Genomic DNA, 18482 nt, shown 5'->3' with positions numbered 1-18482 from the left:
CTCCGCCCGGCCGCTCCGCGCCTCCCCGACCTAACGCGCCTTCGCGCGGGAGATCGCAAACCCGTGTCCCTCTCCCCCTGCGGGAGAGGGTGGCCTCCCGGAGGGAGGTCGGGTGAGGGGTCTCTCAGAACTGAAAGCGTGTGCAGCGGTCAGGCCGGGTGGAGGCGTCCCATGTCTGAGAAACCCCTCATCCGTCGGCTTCGCCGCCACCTTCTCCCGCAAGGGGAGAAGGATTTCCTCACCATCCCAGCGCCGCTTCCCCTCGCAGGATCGCTTCCGCCGCCGCCGAATGCTTGCCGCCCTCCCGGTCGTGCATGACCAGCGCCGGCAGCAGCACCAGCGGCGCCTTGCCGGTCTTCACCGCCCGCACCAGCACGCGCTTGGCCGGCGTATCCGAAAACGGCTGCACCGGGCGGATGCGGAACGAGCCGGCCTTGGGGGCCAGCAAGGCCAGCATGTCGGCCAGGCGGTCGGCGCGGTGGATCAGGGTGATGGTCCCGCCCTCGCGCACCGCCTTCAGGGCGAAGGCGGTCCAGGCCGAAAGGCCCGCGTCGGCCATCCAGGCTCCGGACTTTTCGGGGGAGGGCGCGCGCAGGGCCTTGGGGTCGTCGAAGAACGGCGGATTGCTGATCATCGCGTCGAACACCGGCAGCCCCAGCGCCCGGAAACCGGCGGCGACGTCGCCCTCGAATATCTCCACCCGATCGGCCAGCTGGTTGAGATCCGCGTTCTCCCGCGCCAGGGCGGCGGCGGCCGGATCGCGCTCCAGCCCGACGAATCGCGCGCCGGATCGGCGGGTCGCGGCGGCCAGCAGGGCCCCGCCGACCCCGCAGCCGGCCTCGATCACGCGATCGCCGTCGCTCGCGTCGCAGGCGGCCGCCAGCAGGGCCGCGTCGAGCCCGGCCCGGTATCCCGCCGCCGATTGGCGAAGCTTGACGCGGCCGTCCAGCACGCGATCTTCGGTGACGGAGGGAACTGAGGAGGGGTCTGACAACGTTTCGGGCCTTGTGCTCGCCTTGACCCTGACCTATCCCGCCACCATTGTCGCTCGCAACGGTCCTGGCGCCGCGCGTGGCGTCGCCTGAGGAGTACATGGTCTTGGACGCAGCTGCAGCGACCCTCGCCCGACAACCGGGATCGGTGGATCGTCTCGTGCGCCTGGCCTCCGCCGACATGGCGGGCGTCGACAGCCTGATCACCGATCGCATGCAGAGCGACGTGCCGGTGATCCCGGCCCTGGCCGAGCACCTGATCGCCGCCGGCGGCAAGCGCCTGCGCCCGCTGCTGACCGTGGCCGCCGCGCGCCTGGCCGGTTCCGATAACGACCACTGCCTGAAGCTGGCCGCGGCCGTCGAGTTCATCCACACCGCCACCCTGCTGCATGACGACGTGGTCGACGGCAGCCAGCTGCGTCGCGGCAAGGTCGCCGCTCACCTTATCTGGGGCGCGGCCCAAAGCGTGCTGGTCGGCGACTTCCTTTTCGCCCGCGCCTTCGAGCTGATGGTCGAGACCGACTCGATGCGCGCCCTTCAGATCCTGGCCCAGGCCAGCCGCGTCATCGCCGAGGGCGAGGTGATGCAGCTGATGCGCAGCCACGACCTCAACCTGTCGCAGGCGCTCTATCTCGAGATCATCGCGGCCAAGACCGCCGAGCTGTTCGCCGCCGCCGCCGAGGCGGGTGCGGTGTCGGCCGGCGTCGACGCCGAAAAGTCCAAGGCCCTGCGCGACTACGGCATGAGCCTGGGTCTGGCCTTCCAGCTGGCCGACGACGCCCTCGACTACGGCGGCGCCACCGAGACCCTGGGCAAGAACGCCGGCGACGACTTCCGCGAAGGCAAGGCCACCCTGCCGCTGCTGCTGGCCATCGCCCGCTCCGGCCCGCGCGAGGCCGAGTTCTGGGAACGCGCCATCGGCCGTCGCGAACAGACCGAAGCCGACTTCCGCCGCGCCCGCGAGCTGATCATCGGCACCGGCGCCCTGGACGCCACCCTCGATCTGGCCGCCGAGCACGCCGACAAGGCCAAGGCGGCCCTGGCGGTGTTCCCGCAGAACGACTGGCGCGAGAGCCTCGAAAGCCTCGCCGACTTCGCGGTCAGCCGCCGGGCCTGATGGCGCAAGGCTACAACCCCTCCGGCGACCCCCACGGTCACGACCGTCACCACGGCGCCCACGCGGCCGGCGAGGCGGCGGGCAAGGTGATCGGCGGCGGCGTCGGGGTGCTGGTCGGCTTCGCCCTGATCCTGCTGTTCTTCGGCCCGCTGCTGTGGGCCCCGGTCTTCGCCGGTCTCGGCGCGGCGCGCTTCACGTCCGGCGCCTGGCAGCCCTGGCTGGCCGGGCTCGCTGCCGCCGGCGCGGCGCTGTTCGTCCAGTTCCTGCTGCTCGTCCAGAAGAGCCCCGTGCTGCGCTACCCCGTCGTTGCGCTGTTCTCGGTCGCCTGGGTTGGCGGCCTGTGGCTGGAGCTGACCGCTCCGCCGCACGACTGGCTGACCACGGCGCCGACCTGGCATGCGCCCGGCCCCTGGAGCTGGGCCCTGATCGGCCTGGGCGTCGTCGTCTATGCCGGCCTCTACCTCCTGGCCCTGTCGCGCTTCGGCAAGGGCCGGTGGGCCAAGCGCTGGCAACTGCTGCGGTGAATTCGCCGTAAGGTCGCGTCCGCAAGCTCGACAACGGCGCGACGACGTCCCAAATCTCGGGCGGAGACGAAAGGACCGCGATGATCCGCTTCATCCTCAACCTGCTCTGGTTCTTCCTCGGCGGCTGGCTGTCGGGCCTGCTGTGGCTGCTGGGCGGCCTTTTGCTGGCCATCACCATCGTCGGCCTGCCCTATGCGGGCGCGGCCTGGCGTATCGCCGGCTTCGCCTTCTGGCCGTTCGGTAAGGAGGTCGTCAGCCGCGACCTCGTCACGGGGCGCGGCGACCTGGGCACCGGCCCGCTGGGCTTCGTGCTGAACGTGATCTGGTTCGTGCTGGGCGGCTGGTACATCGCGTTGAGCCACCTGCTGATCGCCGTGGCCGAAGCCATCAGCATCATCGGCATCCCCTTCGCCATCAAGGACCTGCAACTGGCCTGGATCGCCCTGGCCCCGATCGGCCGCACGGTGGTCAAGCGCTAGAGCATTTTCCGACGAAGTGGATACCGGTTCGTCGTGAGAAAATGCGCCAAGACAGAAGATCTGAGCTTCCGGCCTGACGCAGTAAGGACGGAGGCTCAGAAGCCGGTGAACAGCCGGTCGAGCGCGCGGCGAATGGCGTCTTCGTGGTGCGCGGCCGAACCGATACGGCGGCGCAGATCAACCTGACGGAGCGCTGTCATACTGGTCATGCTGATCAACAGGACCTCGTCATCGCGCACAAAGGCGATTTCAAACGCGCTGATAGGAGTCTCCCGTCCTCTCAAGACGGGAGCGACGATGGTTTCTGTAAGTCCCACGGCGTGATGTGACGACAGGATCACAACGAAAGGCACCGCCTTTCGCATGGCTGAGATCGGGTTCTCGTAGAGGTCGAACTGTCGCAATCACCAGGTCCGGAAATGATCCGAGATCAAACCATGCTCCTCAATGAAGCGATTGTGTTCGGCGATTGCTTCGGCGTTTTCTTCGGCCCAACGGCGGGCGCGTTCCTCGGCGCCGGCCGGGTCCACCTTCTGCAAGTGCAGCCGCAGCTGCGTCTCGCTCATGCCGGCGACCGAAATCCCCAGCCGCTGCGCCTGCGCCAGCAGTTCCGGATCGACGCCCCCAGGCGTGATGTCGAGTTCGGGCTTGCCCATGGCCCAAGGCTATCACGCCTCGTCGTCGCTCGACAGCAGCACGTCCAGGAAGGTGTGGCGGCGGTTGAGGAAGTTGCGAGTCACCTGGAAGTGCTCGGTGTCCTCGTACTCCACCCTCTCAAGCCCGCGTTCGGAGGCCTGGTAGATCCAGGCGTCCGGATAGCCCAGCAGGATTGGCGAGTGGGTGGCGATGATGAACTGCGAGCGCGCCAGCACCAGTTCATGCAGCCGCGCCAGAAACGACAACTGCCGGGTGGGCGACAAGGCCGCTTCCGGTTCGTCGAGGATGTAGAGGCCGTCGCCGCGGAAGCGGTTGTCGAAGAGCGAGAAGAAGGCTTCGCTGTGCGACTGCTCGTGCAACGGAACCGCGCCGTAGCCCGACACGCCGACTTCCTCGATGTAGCTGGCGACGTTGAAGAAGCTTTCGGCGCGCAGGAAATAGCCGTCGATCGGCCGCAGATGTCCTCGGACGCGGCGAATGTGCTGGCTGAGTTGGGAGTGCGAGGCGCGGGTGGAGAAGTTGACGTTCGCCGAGCCGCCCTCGGCGTTGAAGCCCCAGGCCACGGCCAGGGCCTCGATCAGGGTCGACTTGCCCGAGCCGTTCTCACCGACCAGGAAGGTCACACGCGGGTGGAAGGCCAGGGTGTCGAGACCGCGCACGACCGGCAGGTTGAACGGATAGGCGGACGGGTTCCAGCCCTCGCGCCGTTCGAAACGGGCTTCGATCCAGTAGGGGCGGTCGAGAGCGGTCATGCGACCTTTCGCATAGCATCGCCGTGGCGCAACCGGGAGACGCCGTGGCCCATACGAAAGCGGGGCGGTCGCGAAATGCGCCGCCCCGTTGCGTCAGTCGATCAAGCTCAGCCCGGCGAGACCATGTTTTCCGGGCGGACGTACTGGTCGAACTCTTCGTTCGTCAGGTAGCCGCCGCCGACGGCTTCGTCGCGCAGGGTGGTGCCGTTCTTGTGGGCGGTCTTGGCGATCTTGGCGCAGATGTCGTAGCCCAGGCGGCCGTTCAGGGCCGTGACCAGCATCAGCGAGTTCTCGACGCCCTTCTGGATGTTGTCGATGCGCGGCTCGATGCCGACCACACAGTTGTCGGTGAAGCTGATCGCCGCGTCGGCCAGCAGGCGCACCGACTGCAGGAAGTTGTAGGCCATCACCGGGTTGAAGACGTTCAACTCGAAGTGGCCTTGGCTGCCGGCGAAGGTCAGGGCGGCGTGGTTGCCGAACACCTGCACGCAGACCTGGGTGAGGGCTTCACACTGGGTCGGGTTGACCTTGCCCGGCATGATCGACGAGCCCGGCTCGTTTTCCGGCAGGGCCAGTTCGCCCAGACCCGCGCGCGGGCCCGAGCCCAGGAAGCGGATGTCGTTGGCGATCTTGAACAGCGAGGCGGCGACCGTGTTGATGGCACCGTGGCTGAACACCATGGCGTCATGGGCGGCCAGGGCCTCGAACTTGTTCGGGGCGGTGGTGAAGGGCAGGCCGGTGATGGCGGCGATGGCTTCGGCCACGCCTTCGGCGAAGCCGATCGGGGCGTTCAGGCCGGTGCCGACGGCGGTGCCGCCCTGGGCCAGCTGCATCAGCTTGGGCAGGGTCTGCTCGATACGCTCGATGCCGTTCTCGACCTGCTGGGTGTAGCCGCCGAACTCCTGGCCCAGCGTCAGCGGGGTGGCGTCCTGGGTGTGGGTGCGGCCGATCTTGATGATCTGCGCCCAGGCTTCCGACTTGGCCTTCAGGGCCGCGTGCAGGTGCTTCAGCGCCGGCAGCAGGTCCGAGACGATCTGCTCGGCGCAGGCCACGTGCATCGCCGTCGGATAGGTGTCGTTCGACGACTGGCTCATGTTGACGTGGTCGTTCGGATGGACGGGCTTCTTCGTGCCCATCTCGCCGCCCAGGATCTCGATCGCGCGGTTCGAGATCACCTCGTTGGCGTTCATGTTCGACTGGGTGCCCGAGCCGGTCTGCCAGACGACCAGCGGGAAGTGGTCGTTCAGCTTGCCTTCGATGACCTCGTTGGCCGCCTGGACGATGGCGTCCTTGATGGCCGCGTCGAGCTTGCCGAGCTTGTGGTTGGTCTCGGCGGCGGCGCGCTTGACGATGCCCAGGGCCCGGACGACCGGAAGCGGCTGCTTCTCCCAGCCAATCTTGAAGTTGCCCAGGCTGCGCTGGGCTTGCGCGCCCCAGTAGCGGTCGGCGGCGACTTCGATGGGACCGAAGGTGTCGGTCTCGGTGCGCGTGGCGGTCATGCGGCGGATCCTCAAGCGATGATGCGGGCGGTCTACCCCCCGAGGGCCGCCTTCGCAACGCCATGGTGCGCCGCAACGACGTTAGTTATACCGGCGGACCTCAGGAGGATCCCATGCTCGTCGCCACCACCAACGATCTGCCCGGCTATCGCGTCGTCGAACATCTCGGCCTGGTGCGGGGCGTGACCGCCCGTTCGCGCAGCGTGATCGGCAATATCGGCGGCTCGATCCAGCAGATCTTCGGCGGCAACCTGTCGATCTACACCAAGCTGGCCGAGACGGCCCGGCAGGAGGCCTACGAGCTTCTGGTGCAGCACGCCCGCGAACTGGGGGCCGACGCCGTGATCGCCATGCGCTACGACGCCAACGAGATCATGGAAGGGGTCACCGAGGTCCTGGCCTACGGCACCGCCGTGAAGGTCGAAAAGCTCTGAGCGTGGCCGAGCTCGACCGGGACGACTGGGTCCATCACGGCAAGGTCAGGGCGCGCGAGGCTGGCGGCGAGCTGACCATCGTCGTCGACGGCCTGACCACCCAGGCCAAGTACTACAAGCCGCTGATCTACGAGTTCTTCCGCAAGACCTGGCGCGGCTCACGGCCGGCCTGGGGCGAATTCTCGGTCGAGATCGGCATGGAGTTCGTCGGCGAGCCGCCGTGGCTGGATCTCGACAACCTGGCCAAGGCGCTGCTCGACGCCATCAAGGGCTACGCCTTCCACGACGACGCCCAGGTCGCCCGTCTGCTGGTCGAGCGGCGTCCGGGCGAGCGCGAGCGGATCGTGATCGTGGTGCGGAAGCTAGAGTCGCGCTTTCTGCGGGGCACGCTCGAGGGCTGACGCGCCGATCGAGATGTAGAGCACGATCAGGAAGGCCAGGTATCGGCCCAGGCTGGACGGCTCGGCGTCCGGCGCCAGGGGCACGAAGCCCAGCAGGATCAGGTTGGCGGCCGCCGCGCCCGGCAGGGCGAAGGCCATGGCCGGATAGAGCCGCCGGCTGCGGGGAATGCGCAGCAGTCTTGCTGTGGCCTGGAAGGCGAAGGTGACCAGCGCCGCCGCCAGGAAGGCGTTGGCCGCGTAGAACCAGAAGGCGCGCTCGATCAGCTCGGCCCCGAAGGCGCCGTAGAACAGCGTGACCGCCAGCCAGGCGCCCAGGCCCGCTCCGGCCAGGATGCAGACGTTCCGTTTCGACACGCGCGAACTCCCCCAGTATCGCTACTGGGGGAAAGCCTGCACGGGCCGTGCCGGATCAGGTGTTCCAGAATTCCAGGAAGCCCCAGGCCGCCAGCACGATGGAGAAGCTGGTGAAGATCAGGGCGGTGACGGTGAAGGCCAGCTTGCGCAGGTCGCTCCAGCTGTCGACGCGACGGCCGCCGCGCCAGATCACCGGCGCCATGATCAGGGTGAAGAGGCTCAGCACCGTGGCGATGAAGGCGCAGGCCGAGGCCGTCAGCAGCCAGCCGCTGGGCCAGCCGAAGACCACCGCGGCCACGTCTCCCGAGCCTGCCGCAAAGGCGGCCACGCAGGCGATGGCCACCAGCCACAGCACGGCTTGGGTGGTCTGCAGCAGGCTGGCGCGGGCCTGGCTGGTGGTCTGGCGGGTATCGCGACGGCTGCGGACGAAGACGCCGGCCAGGGTGGCGATCGAGGCCAGGGCCGCCAGGAGGGTCGCGCCGGCCAGTACGCTGGTGCGGAGAAGCGCACCGACCCGTTCGTAGGCGGCCGCGCCCGATGGCGCGAAGAAGCGCGCGGGCGCGCCGTCCTGGCGCTGGAACACCAGCAGGTCGGCGCCGTCGGCGGCCTTGAAGACGTCCTGGCGGTCGGTCGGGATCCAGAGGCGGGTGCGGCCGTCGCTGGTGATCGCCAGGCCGCCCTGGGCGCTGGCGCGGACCTTGGCGACGCCGATCAGGCGATCGACGAAGCCTTCCAGCCCGCCATAGGCGCGGCGGTCGGTCAGGTAGTCGCCTTCATAGGCCAGCGCTGCTTCCGGGCTCAGGGGCGTGAACGCGGGCACGGCGCGGGCCGGCGCGTAGAAGCGCTCGACGATCGAGGCGGGCAGGGTGGCGGGCAGGTCCTGGCCGGTGTCGGTGTTGACCGAGATGAACACGCCGAGGCCAAGGTCGGGGACCAGCACCATGTTGGAATGGAACCACAGGGTCGCGCCGGCGTGGCCGAAGCCGCGGCGGCCGCCGGGCAGGGGGATGTCCTGGAAGCCGGCGTTCCAGCCGGCGGCGCCGGCGGCCGGGCGATAGCCGGCCGTGCGGAAGGCCTGGGCGGCGCGCTGCGAGAAGACGGTGCGGCCGTCGATCGTCCCGCCGTTCAGCAGCAGGGTCATGTAGCGGGCCATGTCGGCCGCGGTGCTGGAGGCCGAGCCGGCCGGCGCGATCTGGCCGACGAACTCCACCGGCTGGGCCTCCAGGCCCAGCGGCGTCCAGCGGTAGCCTTCGGCCAAGTCGGCGGCCAGGGCCGGGGCCATGGGCGCGGGCAGGTCGTCGCGCCAGGCGCGCGGCTCGCGGAAGGTGGTGCGTTGCAGGCCGGCCGGCACGATCACCCGCTCGGCGATCAGGTCTTCGAACGGCTTGGCGCCGGTGTTGGCCAGGGCCGCGCCGACGAGGGCGACGCCGTAGTTGGAATAGGCCGGCAGCACGCCGGGCTCGCGCACCCGGTTGGGCCGCTCCTGGCGCAGATAGACGTCGAGCGGGCGCACGCGGCGCTCCTCGCGCTCGAACAGCTGGCCCAGGACCCGGTCCTCGAACCCGGCGGTGTGGGTGTAGAGGTCGCGCACCCGGATCGGCGTCTTCTTGCCCTGGTCGCGCACCTGCAGCTTCTCGGGCAGGTAGACGTTGATCGGCGCGTCGGGACGGATGCGGCCGGCGTCGATCTCGTTCTGCAACGCGATCCAGGTGAAGGTCTTGGAGATCGAGCCGATGCGGAACAGCGTGCGGTCCGGATCGACCGGCCGGCCACGCGCCAGGCTGGCCGCGCCATAGCCCTTCTTCAGCACCACCTGGCCGTTCTGGACAACCGAGATGGTGACCCCGGCGATGTGATCCTCGGCCATGGCCCGGCGCACCGCGCCGTCGACGAAGGCTTCGAGCTCGGGGGCGGGCAGGGGCGTGACGCCTGGAACGGCGGCGGCCGGAGGCGGCGTGATCGGGGCGACAGGCGTCGCTGGCGCACGGCGGAAGGTCGGCCTGGGCGGTGTGGCGGCGGGAACTGAGGGAGCCGTGGGCGCGGGCGTCGCGGTCGCCGTCGGCGCGGCGTCCTGACTGGTGGCGGCGTTCGCCCCCATGAGCCAGAGGCCGACGATCGCCGCGCACCGCACGGCCTTGGACGACATACGCAACGTCACGAACCCCACCTCTTCGGCTAACGCGTCAGAAGGGTCTTCTTAGGCCAATTCGTCAGGCGAGGGACACCGGCGTCGGGAAGAAAATCACGACAAGCAGTGTGCAGCTGTTCAATTTTCCGCCGATGGCGGCGCGGCGTTCGGCGCGGGCGCCGGTTTGCGGGCCTTGGCGAAGGTGTAGAGGGGCAGCAGCGGCCGTAGTTCGGGGCCGATCCACAGCTGCGGCTCCGAGGGCGGGCTGGCGCCGGTGTCGATCTCCTTGCGGGCAACGCAGGCCTGAACCGCTCGTCCCAGGACGGCGAAGTCGCGCGCCTTGCCGATCTCGCCCAGGAAGCAGTCGTCGAAATAGGGGTAGCGGTCGCTCTCGCCGCAGCCGAACGAGGTGCGGTCGGGCCGGGCGGCGGTCAGGATCATCCGGTCGTCGCGTTCGAGCGAGGGCACGAAGACGCCGGAGAAGCAGGCCGAGATCACCACGATCGACGGCCGGCCGGGGCAGGCGCCGTCGACCATCGCCGCCAGTTCCTGCGGGCGCAGCAGCTTCTTGCCCATGATCACGCCCTGAGGCGCGCCGTGCGAGGTGATGTAGACCAGGCAGCCGCCGGTCGAGGTCTTGGCCGCCGATCTCAGGCCGTCCTCGATCGCCTTGGCGTTCGAGACGTTCAGTGTCTGGTTGCGATAGCGCTTGGGGCGGACCGAGAACTGCGTCGGCGTCGGGAAGCCCAGGCCGACCAGGTTTTCGGCGACATCGCGGCGGGCGTTGTCGAAGGCCTCGGTCGAGCCGCCTCCGTGGGCGCGCCAGTCGCCGGCGATCACCACCGAGGCCCAGTGGTCGAAGGGGCTCTCGGCCCGAGCCGGCGCGATCGCCAGACAGGCCAGGACCAGTCCGACCAGAAAGCCCGCCGCTCGCCCCATTCCGCGTGATCCCTATTTCTTGAACTTGGCGAAGGGCGTCGGCAGGGCCGTGCCCGTGGAGGTCGCCAGCAGGCGGCCCTCGGCGTCATGGAGTTCGCCTTCCATGAAGCAGACCGTACGGCCCCACTTCACCACCCGGCCGACGCCGAGCAACGGGCCGGGCAGGGCCGGCCGCAGGAAGCTGGTCTTCATCTCGAGGGTGGGCACGACGTGGGTCATGCCCGAGGTGATCAGACCGGCCACCGACATGCATTCGTCGAGCATCGCGCAGACGAAGCCGCCCTGGATCTGGCCCATCGGATTGGCCAGCAGGTCGGCGCGAGCGTCGAAGGCGATCTCGACGCGGCGCTCGGCCTGGCTGACGGCGATGAGCCTGAAGCCCAGCGTCAGGGCGCTGGGCGGTGCGTTCTTCGAGGCGTTGAAACGCGCGAGGATCGCCTCGTCGGTAAGAGTGGACCGCTCCTCCGAGACGACGTCGTTCAAGGCCTACTTCTTCCGGAACTGGTCGAGAGAGATGATCTTCGGCGCTTCGTCGCCATCGGCCGGAGGCGGGGTCGGCTCGGGTTCCGGCTCGACCGGGGCCGGCTCGATCTCCGGGGCCTCGAACTGCAGGGCGAACTGCACCGACGGATCGTAGAAGCGGGTCACGGCCGAATAGGGGATCGACAGGCGCTTGGGCTGGCCGCCGAACTTCAGGGTCACCGAGAAGAAGGTCTCGCCGGGGGCGAGGTCCCAGTACTGGTGCTGCAGGATGATCGTCATCTCGTCGGGATACTTGCCGAGCAGGTCCTGCGGGGCCGAGACGCCGGCCGCCTGGGTCTTGAAGGTGATGTAGAGGTGGTGCGGCTCGGGCAGGCCGCCGGGCGCAGCGGCTTTCTTCAGCGCAGCCTTTACGACGCCGCGCAGGGCGTCCTGGGCCATGGCCTCGTACTGCATCAGGTCTTCGGTCGGAGGAGTGCGGGCCATGGATCTTCGATTAAGCAAAAACGAAATTCGAAGGGCCAGCGTAACCCGTCGCGAGCCTCCGGCAAAGGCGCCCGCATGCGGTAGGCGCATACTATTTTAGAGAGTGTCGCATCTGGCCCGGCCGTCGAAGGTCCCGGCCGTCGGGAGCCTGGCCGCAATGCTCCTGCCTCGCGAGAGTTGAGCCCGACGCAAGACGCGCCGAACGAGCGGGTGATCAAATTTCAGGATGAGCAGGAAAGTGGAGGGATTCTGTTGCCAGGCTCCCTCCGGGCCCCGCCTAAGGATCTGAACCCCTAGGACTTAAGAGGCGAATTCACCTGCACCGCATTACGCAGCGACGGCGAACTCTTCAGCGAAGTTATCGTTCGCATTTAGTTTAATGGCCCGAAACGGTGGGCCAAGCCGAGAGAAAGCATACACCTTTACACGTCTGTCGATGCTGATCGGCCCCATGCAGTCCCGTGATAACTCGGGAAAGATTTGGTGGAGCCGCCGGGAATCGCACCCGGGTCCAGTCCGCTTATTACGTGCGCGTTTATCCCCATAGTTCGGCCGAAGCCGGACAATCCCAATATAGGGCTTCGCACCCCAGGAGGGAAGGGGAAGCGTCAAACGCTCCCCAGGCTGAGGCGGCCTTCGGCCAGGCGTCCGGTGACGACCGCGCCGTGGTCCTCGAATAGTTTCAACGTCTCGCCGACCAGGACGTAGGCGCCGGTGAAGACGCCGCTGGGCTCGGCGTGCACCTCGACGAAGCGGCCGTTGGGGCGAAGCTCCAGGCTGTAGCGGCCGTCGGGCGAGGACCAGACGCCGGAAACGGGGAGGTGGTCGATCATCATGGCAGGATCCTCCAGGCGGTAGCGGACGAGAACAGGGCGGGCAGGGCGGTCGCGACGGCGGCGGCCGCCAGCAGGGCGGCGGCGAACCAACGCGGAGCCGCCGTCGCGCGACGGGGCGTGTGGCGGGTCATGGCCTGGCTTTGATTTGGGGCTTTGGTTTTGGGGGAGCGCCGCAGGCGGCTGCGGCGGTACGAGGCCACTATGCCCCGGCCGGCCGTCCAGTCGGTAGAGTGATGCTCCGCATTGATTGCACGATCCTACGGATCAGCGCGGCGGGGCGGCGGCTTCCGGAGGCGTGACGGGCGTGACGGGCGGCGGTTCTGGCTCGTCGTCATCGACCACCGGCACGGCCGGCGGCTGCGGGCGGTTGGAGGTTCCGGCCTTCAGCTGGCCGCCCTGGGCGATCAGGTCGGCGTAGGCCTTGGACTGGCGCGAGAAGTCGCCGCCGCGCGGCAGCACCGCGTCGAACAGCGGATCGCGTCCGGCCGCCGCTCCGACGACCGCCGAGAGCACGCCGGCGATCGAACCGACCTCGGCGTCGTCGCAGGCGCGGCGCAAATGGCGGGCCTGGCCGGGGACCAGCAGGGTGACGTCCCAGGAGACGCCGTCGACGCACAGGGCTTCGATCGAGCCGCCGCCATAGTCGACGATCACGCTGCGGGGTTGGCTCCAGGCGCGGTCGCCGGCCAGGGCCTTGAAAGCGGCGATGCGTTCGCCTGGCAGTTCGGCGTTGATGTCGACCCGGCGGCCGATCTCGGGGGTGCAGCAGCCCAGGCCAGCGCGGGCCTGGACGAAGGCGCGGCCGTCGCGGCGCACGGTGACGCGGATGACGGCCTGGCGCACGCCGCGGGCGGGGCGGGCCCAGGCCTCCAGAACCAGTTCGCCGCGACGGACCAGCTGGATCTGCAGCGGCTGCAGGCCCCACAGGCGGTAGAGCAGGGGATCGACGCCGTTGTCGACGGGAACGGGCTGTTCCTTGCGTCCCAGCCGTCGGCCCGACAGCGGCTCGACCTCGGAGGCGGGGCGGGGGATCTCGTTCGACCACCAGACCGCCGGATCGGGCGGCGGTGGGGCAGGGGCAGGGGCAGGGGCGACGGGCGCGACCGGCTGGGTCTGGACGGAAAGCATCAGGGCTCCCGCTAAGACGGCCGGTCCGATCACGCCCATGGCCCGTTACATCCCTTCGACGCCCCGCTCGATGGAAAGGACGCCCGTGCGGGAAAGTTCCACCAGGCCGAGCGGGCGCATCAGATCGAGGAACTTGTCGATCTTCGACGGCGCGCCGGAAATCTCGAACACGAAGCTTTCCAGCGTGGTGTCCACCGGCTTGGCGCGGAAGATCTCGGCGATGCGCAGGGCCTCGACGCGGTTGGGACCCGAGCCGCGCACCTTGACCAGGGCCAGCTCGCGCTCGACGCCGTTGGGGTCGCGGGTCACGTCGTGCACGCGGCGCACGTTGACCACCTTGTTCAGCTGGGCCTCGATCTGGTCGAGCACCTGGCGCGTGCCGCGGGTGACCACGGTGATGCGGCTGGTGTGGGCCTTGCGGTCGGTCTCGGCGACCGTGAGGCTTTCGATGTTGTAGCCGCGCGCGGCGAACAGGCCGACCACGCGATGCAGCACGCCCGGCTCGTTGTCGACCAGCAGGGCGAAGGTCGCCGTCTGCTCGGCCTGCTCGTTGGGGCTGAGGTCGTAGGCCGAGGCGGGGGCGGGTTGGACGTTGGCGGTCATCAGGCGCGCTTCTTTTCTGCTTTGGCCACGTACTGGCGGAGCACGCGGTTGATTTCGGTCTGATAGGGCTTGCCGCCCGCGTGTTCCTTGAACCAGCCCACGATGTCGGCGTCGAGCGCTACCGCGTCCGGGTGGGCCAGGGCCTGACCTTGCCCTGGACGCCGCGCCAGGCGGGCGTTTTCATGCGGCGCTTCGGGAATGTCCGTCGTGTCGATCAGGTCGTCGGGCAAAGCGTCCAACCTAGCCAGTCGTTCGCGTTGCTCTTCGCTAAGCGTTGTCTTGTTCATAGACCTTGCGCTCCCAGGGAGTCGCCTTTCGCGCGCTGATGATGCGAACGCGTTCCGCGCCAGCATCGCCGACATAGATGTGAACCACCAGCAGCACCGTCACAAGACCGACTACGCCCACGGCATGCCAGCGTTGTTCGTAGTCGACCACCCTATCCGGGTAGATCACGTGCAGCGGGTCCGTCCAGACCATGGTCGCGTCCTCGAAGGCTACGTCATGCTTGGAAAAGTTGGACTTCGCCTTTTCCGGATCCCACTCGAATATCGGCATGGGCGCATTTTCACTCAATGCGCCCATGAATTGTAAAGCTTAGACCAGCCCCGCGCCGTCCTCGCCTATGACGTTACCGATGTCCTCGACCTCGCCCATGATCATCTCATTGTGGGCCTTGCCCGAGGGGATCATCGGCAGGCAGTTTTCGTGCTTCTCGACGCGGCAGTCGAAGATCACCGGCTTGTCGCTGTTGATCATCTCCAGGATCTTGGCGTCCAGCTCGGCCGGGTCCGAGCAGCGGATGCCGACGGCGCCGTAGGCCTCGGCCAGCTTCACGAAGTCGGGCAGGCTGTCGGAATAGGAGTGGCTGTAGCGCTCGCCGTGCAGCAGCTGCTGCCACTGGCGGACCATGCCCATCCATTCGTTGTTCAGGATGAAGATCTTGACCGGCAGATCGAACTGGATCGCCGTCGACAGTTCCTGGATGCACATCTGGATCGAGGCTTCGCCGGCGATGTCGACGACCAGGCTCTTGGGGTGGGCCAGCTGCACGCCCAGGGCGGCGGGCAGGCCGTAGCCCATGGTGCCCAAACCACCGGAGGTCATCCAGTGGTTCGGCTCCTCGAAGCGGAAGAACTGGGCGGCCCACATCTGATGCTGGCCGACTTCCGTGGTGATGTAGACGTCCTTGTCCTTGGACAGTTCGTACAGGCGCTGGATGGCGTACTGCGGCTTGATGACCGTCTCGGAGCGCTTGTAGGACAGGCACTGGCGGGCGCGCCAGGCGTCGATCTGGGCCCACCAGTCTGTCAGGGCGCCCTTGTTGGGCTGGTGACCGGCGGCCTTCCAGGCTTCGATCAGGTCTTCCAGAACGCTGCCGGCGTCGCCGACGATCGGCAGATCGACGCGGACGTTCTTGTTGATCGACGAGGCGTCGATGTCGATGTGGATCTTCTTGCTGCCCGGCGAGAACGCGTCCAGGCGGCCGGTGACGCGGTCGTCGAACCGGGCGCCGACGCAGATCATGACGTCGCAATCGTGCATGGCGTTGTTGGCTTCGAACGTGCCGTGCATGCCCAGCATGCCCAGCCACGCCGGATCGGCGGCCGGGAAGGCGCCCAGGCCCATCAGGGTCGAGGTGACCGGCGCGCCGGTCAGGGCCTGGAACTCACGCAGCGCCTGGCTGGCCTTGGGGCCGGCGTTGATGACGCCGCCGCCGGTATAGAAGATCGGCCGGCGGGCGCCCGCGATGATCCGGGCGGCCTCGGCGATGCGGCTGGCGTCGCCCTTGATGCGCGGCGAATAGGCGTGGCTCGAGGCGACTTCGGACGGGCCGTAGTATTCGCCCTTGGCGAACTGGACGTCCTTGGGGATGTCGATCAGCACCGGGCCCGGACGGCCGGTGGTGGCGATCTTGAAGGCCTCGTGGATGATCTGGGGCAGGTCGCGGACGTCTTTGACCAGGTAGTTGTGCTTGGTGCACGAGCGGGTCATGCCGACGGTGTCGGCTTCCTGGAAGGCGTCGGTGCCGATCAGGTGGGTGGGGACCTGGCCGGTGATGACGACCATCGGGATCGAGTCCATCAGGGCGTCCATGATGCCGGTGATGGCGTTGGTCGCGCCCGGGCCAGAGGTGACCAGGACGACGCCCGGCTTGCCCGAGCTGCGCGCGTAGCCCTCGGCGGCGTGGGTCGCGCCCTGTTCATGGCGAACCAGGATGTGCTGCAGGCGCGGCTCGTGGAACAGCGCGTCGTAGATCGGCAGGACCGCGCCGCCCGGATAGCCGAACAGGACTTCGACGCCCTGGTCCACGAGGCCGCGAACCACGATCTCGGCGCCGGTCATGGCGCGGTTGGCGGCATCGGCGGGAGCGTTGCTCTCGATGGTCTGATGGGCGGTCATGGCGGAAGTCCCGGATGGACGTGGAAAGCTGGGCTTTGGGGTGCGGCGAAAAAGAAAAAAGGCCCCGAAGGACCTTTGTGCGCGCGACCGATCTATCAACGTGACTTCGAGGTCACGCCGTGAACGGCCGCTCCATAAGTACGATCATGGTGGTGCGCACGAGTGTTGCTCCAAATGGATGATCGGGGAATGCCATGCTCGCCTGAGGGCGTCAAGGCGCGGTTTGACGCAAGAAACGACCCGTGGCGGATAAGTCGCAATGGGTCTGGCGCGAATTTCAGCCCAACGTCTCAAGAAGCAGGGCAAGAGCTTGCTCGGCGAAGCGCTGCATGTTCGCCCGCCGATCATCCATCCCGGTCTCGATGGTAAGACTGACCTCTCGCTCCTGGCCTACGACCGCGAAGCAGGCATGCCCCGCCGCGTCGCCGTAGCGATTGCCCTCAGGCCCGGCGGCGCCGGTCTCCGACAGGCCCCAGGTCGCCTTCAGGTTCTTGCCGGCCACGCGGGCCAGGAGAATGGCGTAGGGTTCGCTGGCCGAGCGCAGCCCGTCCATGGCCTTCTGCGGAATGTCGAGCAGGGTGAGGCGCGCTCGGGCCGTGTAGACGACCGCGCCGCCGGCGTAGAACTTCGAGGCCCCCGGCGTCGCCAGCAGCGCCGACGAGATCAACCCGCCGGCGGAAGACTCGGCGACGGCCACGGTCTCGCCGCGCTCGGTCAGACGAGCGGCGACGGCGGCGGCGAGGCGGGCGAGTTCGGTCATCGGAAAATCCTGTGGCGGGCTGGTCCAGGCCCTTACGCCAAGTCGCCCGGATCCTGCGAGCCTTTGTGCAGTGGGTCGAGCTTTCGCCAGTCCGGCGTCTGGTTCCTGAACCAGGTGAGTTGGCGCTTGGCGTAGCGCCGGGTCTCCTGGCGGGCGGCGTCCAGGGCCTGGTCCAGGCTGGTCTCGCCGCGCAGGTGGGCGGCCAGTTCGCGATAGCCGACGGCCTTGAGGGCGGGCAGGGCGGGATCCAGGCCCCGCGTCTCCATGGCCGAGACTTCTTCGAGGGCGCCGTTCTCGACCATCAGGGTCAGACGCGCATCGCAGCGGGCGTAGAGCTCGGCGCGGGGCGGGTCGAGGACCACGCCGCGCCATTCGCCGGCCTGCAGGACGGGCCGGGTGTCGGCCTGCCATTCCGACAGCGCCCGGCCGGTGGCCACGGCCACGGCGTGCGCGCGGACCAGCCGCTGGCGGTCGCCGCTTTCGATGCGAGCCTCGGCGGCGGGGTCCAGAGGGCGCAGCAGGTCGCGGAAACCCGCCTCGCCCTGGGCGGCGTAGAGCAGGCCCGAGATTTCCCGCTGGCTTTCTGGCACCGGCGGCACCTCGGCCAGGCCGTGGGTCAGGGCGCGGAAGTAGAGGCCGGTGCCGCCGACGACGATGGCGGGCCGGCCGCGAGCGGCGATGTCGTGCAGGACCCTGACGGCGGCCGCCTGCCAGCGCCCGACCGACCAGCCGTCGGCCACGTCGGCGACGCCGAACAGGTGATGCGGCGCGCGGGCTTCCTCCTCGGGCGAGGGGGCGGCGGTCAGCACCCGCAGGCCGGCGTAGATCTGCATGGAGTCGGCGTTGACGATCTCGCCGCCGGTGCGTTCGGCCAGATCGAGGGCATAGGCCGACTTGCCGCTGGCCGTCGGTCCGGCGATCATCCAGACGCGCGAGTCGTCAGCGAAGGGCGTTGCGACGGTTGCGTATGGGGCGGCTTGGTCCATGAAGCGTACATACATGATTGCGGCCGCGATGGTCGCCTCCCTGACGGCCGGTCCGGCGTTGGCCGCGGTCACGCCCAACAAGCCCAAGGCTCCCTCGGCCGCCGCCGCCGCCATGGCGGCCACGCCGGCGCCCGACCTGACGCCTCAGGAGAAGGCTGGCTGCGGCGCGGTGCTGGTGATCCTGGGCAAGGTGGCGACCAGCTATCCGCAGGTCTTCGCCAGCAAGGGCGCCGACGGGCGCGGCATGCAGTTCGTGCTCGAAGCCTTCGGGGCCAAGGGGCGCACGATGATGGACGAGGCCTTCGAGGACGGCGCCGAGAAGGGCGTCAAGGCGAGCAAGGTCTACGAGGACGGGCTCGACTTCCTGTTCGAGAACGTCAAGCCGGCGCCGGGCGAATCCGCCGAGACGGCCGGTAAGCGCGCGGGCGTCGCCCTGCTGCAGCGCTGCACCGGGATCGAGGCGGGCTGAGCGGGTTCGCTCTGCAAGTTGCTTGACGGGGCGGGGCGACTGGCTTAGCCGCCCC

General features: G+C 68.6%; 26 protein-coding genes and 1 other RNA gene. 6 read left to right on the top strand and 21 right to left on the bottom strand.

All coding sequences use genetic code 11. The features are described from left to right. Positions 1–238: 238 nt before the first annotated feature. Positions 239–994, bottom strand: coding sequence for a tRNA1(Val) (adenine(37)-N6)-methyltransferase (locus AC07NG_RS14325; protein WP_492857162.1), 756 nt, complete (start codon positions 992–994; stop codon positions 239–241). Between the two features lie 104 nt (positions 995–1098). On the opposite strand from AC07NG_RS14325, the gene AC07NG_RS14320 reads away from it, so the two are divergent. The 3 genes from AC07NG_RS14320 to AC07NG_RS14310 all read left to right on the top strand — a co-directional run bounded on the left by AC07NG_RS14320 (position 1099) and on the right by AC07NG_RS14310 (position 3112). Beyond that, positions 1099–2109: a polyprenyl synthetase family protein gene (locus tag AC07NG_RS14320; RefSeq protein WP_199228555.1), complete on the top strand. Its 1011-nt coding sequence runs from the start codon at positions 1099–1101 to the stop codon at positions 2107–2109. Then, positions 2109–2633, top strand: coding sequence for a hypothetical protein (locus AC07NG_RS14315; protein ID WP_494594685.1), 525 nt, complete (start codon positions 2109–2111; stop codon positions 2631–2633). The genes AC07NG_RS14320 and AC07NG_RS14315 overlap by 1 nt, the downstream gene beginning before the upstream one ends. A gap of 80 nt (positions 2634–2713) precedes the next feature. Further along, positions 2714–3112: a YccF domain-containing protein gene (locus tag AC07NG_RS14310; RefSeq protein WP_492857165.1), complete on the top strand. Its 399-nt coding sequence runs from the start codon at positions 2714–2716 to the stop codon at positions 3110–3112. A 95-nt stretch (positions 3113–3207) separates the two neighbouring features. Here the strand turns inward: AC07NG_RS14310 and AC07NG_RS14305 are convergent, their stop codons facing one another. The 4 genes from AC07NG_RS14305 to fumC form a co-directional block, all read right to left on the bottom strand. Next, positions 3208–3516 (bottom strand): CcdB family protein, encoded by a 309-nt coding sequence (locus AC07NG_RS14305; protein ID WP_494594683.1) that lies wholly within the window; start codon positions 3514–3516, stop codon positions 3208–3210. Beyond that, positions 3517–3768 carry a type II toxin-antitoxin system CcdA family antitoxin gene (locus AC07NG_RS14300; RefSeq protein ID WP_494594681.1) on the bottom strand — a complete coding sequence of 84 codons (252 nt, stop codon included), beginning with the start codon at positions 3766–3768 and terminating at the stop codon, positions 3517–3519. 12 nt (positions 3769–3780) lie between these two features. Then, positions 3781–4521 (bottom strand): AAA family ATPase, encoded by a 741-nt coding sequence (locus AC07NG_RS14295; protein WP_494594679.1) that lies wholly within the window; start codon positions 4519–4521, stop codon positions 3781–3783. A 107-nt stretch (positions 4522–4628) separates the two neighbouring features. Then, entirely contained in the window at positions 4629–6020 is a 1392-nt protein-coding gene (gene fumC, locus AC07NG_RS14290) for a class II fumarate hydratase (protein WP_492857170.1), read from the bottom strand. Positions 6021–6133: 113 nt separating this feature from the next. Here fumC and AC07NG_RS14285 point away from each other — a divergent pair, with 113 nt between their 5' ends. Both AC07NG_RS14285 and AC07NG_RS14280 read left to right on the top strand, forming a co-directional pair. Then, positions 6134–6454 (top strand): YbjQ family protein, encoded by a 321-nt coding sequence (locus AC07NG_RS14285; RefSeq protein ID WP_110132722.1) that lies wholly within the window; start codon positions 6134–6136, stop codon positions 6452–6454. Positions 6455–6456: 2 nt separating this feature from the next. Next, positions 6457–6855: a RusA family crossover junction endodeoxyribonuclease gene (locus AC07NG_RS14280; RefSeq protein WP_494594677.1), complete on the top strand. Its 399-nt coding sequence runs from the start codon at positions 6457–6459 to the stop codon at positions 6853–6855. Here the strand turns inward: AC07NG_RS14280 and AC07NG_RS14275 are convergent. From AC07NG_RS14275 to miaA, 16 genes are all read right to left on the bottom strand, one after another. After that, complete coding sequence (locus tag AC07NG_RS14275; protein ID WP_494594676.1) at positions 6817–7209, bottom strand: hypothetical protein; 393 nt, start codon at positions 7207–7209, stop codon at positions 6817–6819. The two genes, AC07NG_RS14280 and AC07NG_RS14275, sit on opposite strands and share 39 nt — an antisense overlap. A 55-nt stretch (positions 7210–7264) precedes the next feature. Further along, a complete protein-coding gene (locus tag AC07NG_RS14270; RefSeq protein WP_494594675.1) occupies positions 7265–9367 on the bottom strand; it encodes a serine hydrolase domain-containing protein in 2103 nt (700 codons plus the stop codon). Positions 9368–9475: 108 nt separating this feature from the next. Beyond that, positions 9476–10276 (bottom strand): C13 family peptidase, encoded by an 801-nt coding sequence (locus tag AC07NG_RS14265; RefSeq protein ID WP_494594673.1) that lies wholly within the window; start codon positions 10274–10276, stop codon positions 9476–9478. A gap of 12 nt (positions 10277–10288) precedes the next feature. Continuing rightward, positions 10289–10759, bottom strand: coding sequence for a PaaI family thioesterase (locus AC07NG_RS14260; protein WP_487289685.1), 471 nt, complete (start codon positions 10757–10759; stop codon positions 10289–10291). Between the two features lie 3 nt (positions 10760–10762). Continuing rightward, positions 10763–11242: an SspB family protein gene (locus AC07NG_RS14255; RefSeq protein WP_110121058.1), complete on the bottom strand. Its 480-nt coding sequence runs from the start codon at positions 11240–11242 to the stop codon at positions 10763–10765. 237 nt (positions 11243–11479) lie between these two features. Next, positions 11480–11845, bottom strand: a transfer-messenger RNA (tmRNA) gene (gene ssrA / locus AC07NG_RS14250). A 5-nt stretch (positions 11846–11850) separates the two neighbouring features. Next, entirely contained in the window at positions 11851–12075 is a 225-nt protein-coding gene (locus AC07NG_RS14245) for an Atu4866 domain-containing protein (RefSeq protein ID WP_492857175.1), read from the bottom strand. Beyond that, positions 12075–12209: a hypothetical protein gene (locus tag AC07NG_RS14240; protein ID WP_255580265.1), complete on the bottom strand. Its 135-nt coding sequence runs from the start codon at positions 12207–12209 to the stop codon at positions 12075–12077. Before AC07NG_RS14240 ends, AC07NG_RS14245 begins: the two co-directional genes overlap by 1 nt. 133 nt (positions 12210–12342) lie before the next feature. Next, positions 12343–13206 (bottom strand): hypothetical protein, encoded by an 864-nt coding sequence (locus AC07NG_RS14235; RefSeq protein WP_494594670.1) that lies wholly within the window; start codon positions 13204–13206, stop codon positions 12343–12345. Between the two features lie 45 nt (positions 13207–13251). Further along, positions 13252–13809 carry an acetolactate synthase small subunit gene (gene ilvN, locus AC07NG_RS14230; protein ID WP_492857178.1) on the bottom strand — a complete coding sequence of 186 codons (558 nt, stop codon included), beginning with the start codon at positions 13807–13809 and terminating at the stop codon, positions 13252–13254. Beyond that, positions 13809–14096: a BrnA antitoxin family protein gene (locus AC07NG_RS14225; protein ID WP_492857179.1), complete on the bottom strand. Its 288-nt coding sequence runs from the start codon at positions 14094–14096 to the stop codon at positions 13809–13811. The genes ilvN and AC07NG_RS14225 overlap by 1 nt, the downstream gene beginning before the upstream one ends. Then, positions 14077–14367, bottom strand: coding sequence for a BrnT family toxin (locus AC07NG_RS14220; protein ID WP_110121061.1), 291 nt, complete (start codon positions 14365–14367; stop codon positions 14077–14079). The genes AC07NG_RS14225 and AC07NG_RS14220 overlap by 20 nt, the downstream gene beginning before the upstream one ends. A 39-nt stretch (positions 14368–14406) precedes the next feature. Further along, positions 14407–16212 (bottom strand): acetolactate synthase 3 large subunit, encoded by a 1806-nt coding sequence (locus AC07NG_RS14215; RefSeq protein WP_494594667.1) that lies wholly within the window; start codon positions 16210–16212, stop codon positions 14407–14409. A 112-nt stretch (positions 16213–16324) separates the two neighbouring features. Further along, positions 16325–16372, bottom strand: a complete 48-nt coding sequence (locus tag AC07NG_RS14210; protein WP_370444040.1) for a hypothetical protein — start codon at positions 16370–16372, stop codon at positions 16325–16327. A gap of 117 nt (positions 16373–16489) precedes the next feature. After that, positions 16490–16972: a CinA family protein gene (locus tag AC07NG_RS14205; RefSeq protein ID WP_494594665.1), complete on the bottom strand. Its 483-nt coding sequence runs from the start codon at positions 16970–16972 to the stop codon at positions 16490–16492. A gap of 32 nt (positions 16973–17004) precedes the next feature. Further along, the gene (miaA, locus tag AC07NG_RS14200) at positions 17005–17895 is read right to left on the bottom strand and encodes a tRNA (adenosine(37)-N6)-dimethylallyltransferase MiaA (protein WP_494594691.1); all 891 of its coding nucleotides are present in this window, start codon (positions 17893–17895) and stop codon (positions 17005–17007) included. 61 nt (positions 17896–17956) lie between these two features. Between miaA and AC07NG_RS14195 the strand changes: the two genes are divergently transcribed. After that, entirely contained in the window at positions 17957–18427 is a 471-nt protein-coding gene (locus AC07NG_RS14195; RefSeq protein WP_494594663.1) for a hypothetical protein, read from the top strand. Positions 18428–18482 lie beyond the last annotated feature (55 nt).

This window comes from Caulobacter sp. GW821-FHT10C03, assembly GCF_059415485.1.
The sequence above is the reverse complement of the archived record's forward strand: the minus strand, read 5'-3'. Positions and strand labels throughout refer to the sequence as shown.

What these genes read in the sequence shown, in the direction of transcription:
- AC07NG_RS14315 (WP_494594685.1), top strand. Translation starts at nt 2,109, where the DNA reads ATGGCGCAAGGCTACAACCCCTCCGGCGACCCCCACGGTCACGACCGT.
- AC07NG_RS14310 (WP_492857165.1), top strand. Translation starts at nt 2,714, where the DNA reads ATGATCCGCTTCATCCTCAACCTGCTCTGGTTCTTCCTCGGCGGCTGG.
- AC07NG_RS14300 (WP_494594681.1), bottom strand. Translation starts at nt 3,768, where the DNA reads ATGGGCAAGCCCGAACTCGACATCACGCCTGGGGGCGTCGATCCGGAA.
- AC07NG_RS14295 (WP_494594679.1), bottom strand. Translation starts at nt 4,521, where the DNA reads ATGACCGCTCTCGACCGCCCCTACTGGATCGAAGCCCGTTTCGAACGG.
- fumC (WP_492857170.1), bottom strand. Translation starts at nt 6,020, where the DNA reads ATGACCGCCACGCGCACCGAGACCGACACCTTCGGTCCCATCGAAGTC.
- AC07NG_RS14285 (WP_110132722.1), top strand. Translation starts at nt 6,134, where the DNA reads ATGCTCGTCGCCACCACCAACGATCTGCCCGGCTATCGCGTCGTCGAA.
- AC07NG_RS14265 (WP_494594673.1), bottom strand. Translation starts at nt 10,276, where the DNA reads ATGGGGCGAGCGGCGGGCTTTCTGGTCGGACTGGTCCTGGCCTGTCTG.
- AC07NG_RS14255 (WP_110121058.1), bottom strand. Translation starts at nt 11,242, where the DNA reads ATGGCCCGCACTCCTCCGACCGAAGACCTGATGCAGTACGAGGCCATG.
- AC07NG_RS14245 (WP_492857175.1), bottom strand. Translation starts at nt 12,075, where the DNA reads ATGATCGACCACCTCCCCGTTTCCGGCGTCTGGTCCTCGCCCGACGGC.
- AC07NG_RS14240 (WP_255580265.1), bottom strand. Translation starts at nt 12,209, where the DNA reads ATGACCCGCCACACGCCCCGTCGCGCGACGGCGGCTCCGCGTTGGTTC.
- AC07NG_RS14235 (WP_494594670.1), bottom strand. Translation starts at nt 13,206, where the DNA reads ATGCTTTCCGTCCAGACCCAGCCGGTCGCGCCCGTCGCCCCTGCCCCT.
- ilvN (WP_492857178.1), bottom strand. Translation starts at nt 13,809, where the DNA reads ATGACCGCCAACGTCCAACCCGCCCCCGCCTCGGCCTACGACCTCAGC.
- AC07NG_RS14225 (WP_492857179.1), bottom strand. Translation starts at nt 14,096, where the DNA reads ATGAACAAGACAACGCTTAGCGAAGAGCAACGCGAACGACTGGCTAGG.
- AC07NG_RS14220 (WP_110121061.1), bottom strand. Translation starts at nt 14,367, where the DNA reads ATGCCGATATTCGAGTGGGATCCGGAAAAGGCGAAGTCCAACTTTTCC.
- AC07NG_RS14215 (WP_494594667.1), bottom strand. Translation starts at nt 16,212, where the DNA reads ATGACCGCCCATCAGACCATCGAGAGCAACGCTCCCGCCGATGCCGCC.
- AC07NG_RS14205 (WP_494594665.1), bottom strand. Translation starts at nt 16,972, where the DNA reads ATGACCGAACTCGCCCGCCTCGCCGCCGCCGTCGCCGCTCGTCTGACC.
- miaA (WP_494594691.1), bottom strand. Translation starts at nt 17,895, where the DNA reads ATGATCGCCGGACCGACGGCCAGCGGCAAGTCGGCCTATGCCCTCGAT.
- AC07NG_RS14195 (WP_494594663.1), top strand. Translation starts at nt 17,957, where the DNA reads ATGAAGCGTACATACATGATTGCGGCCGCGATGGTCGCCTCCCTGACG.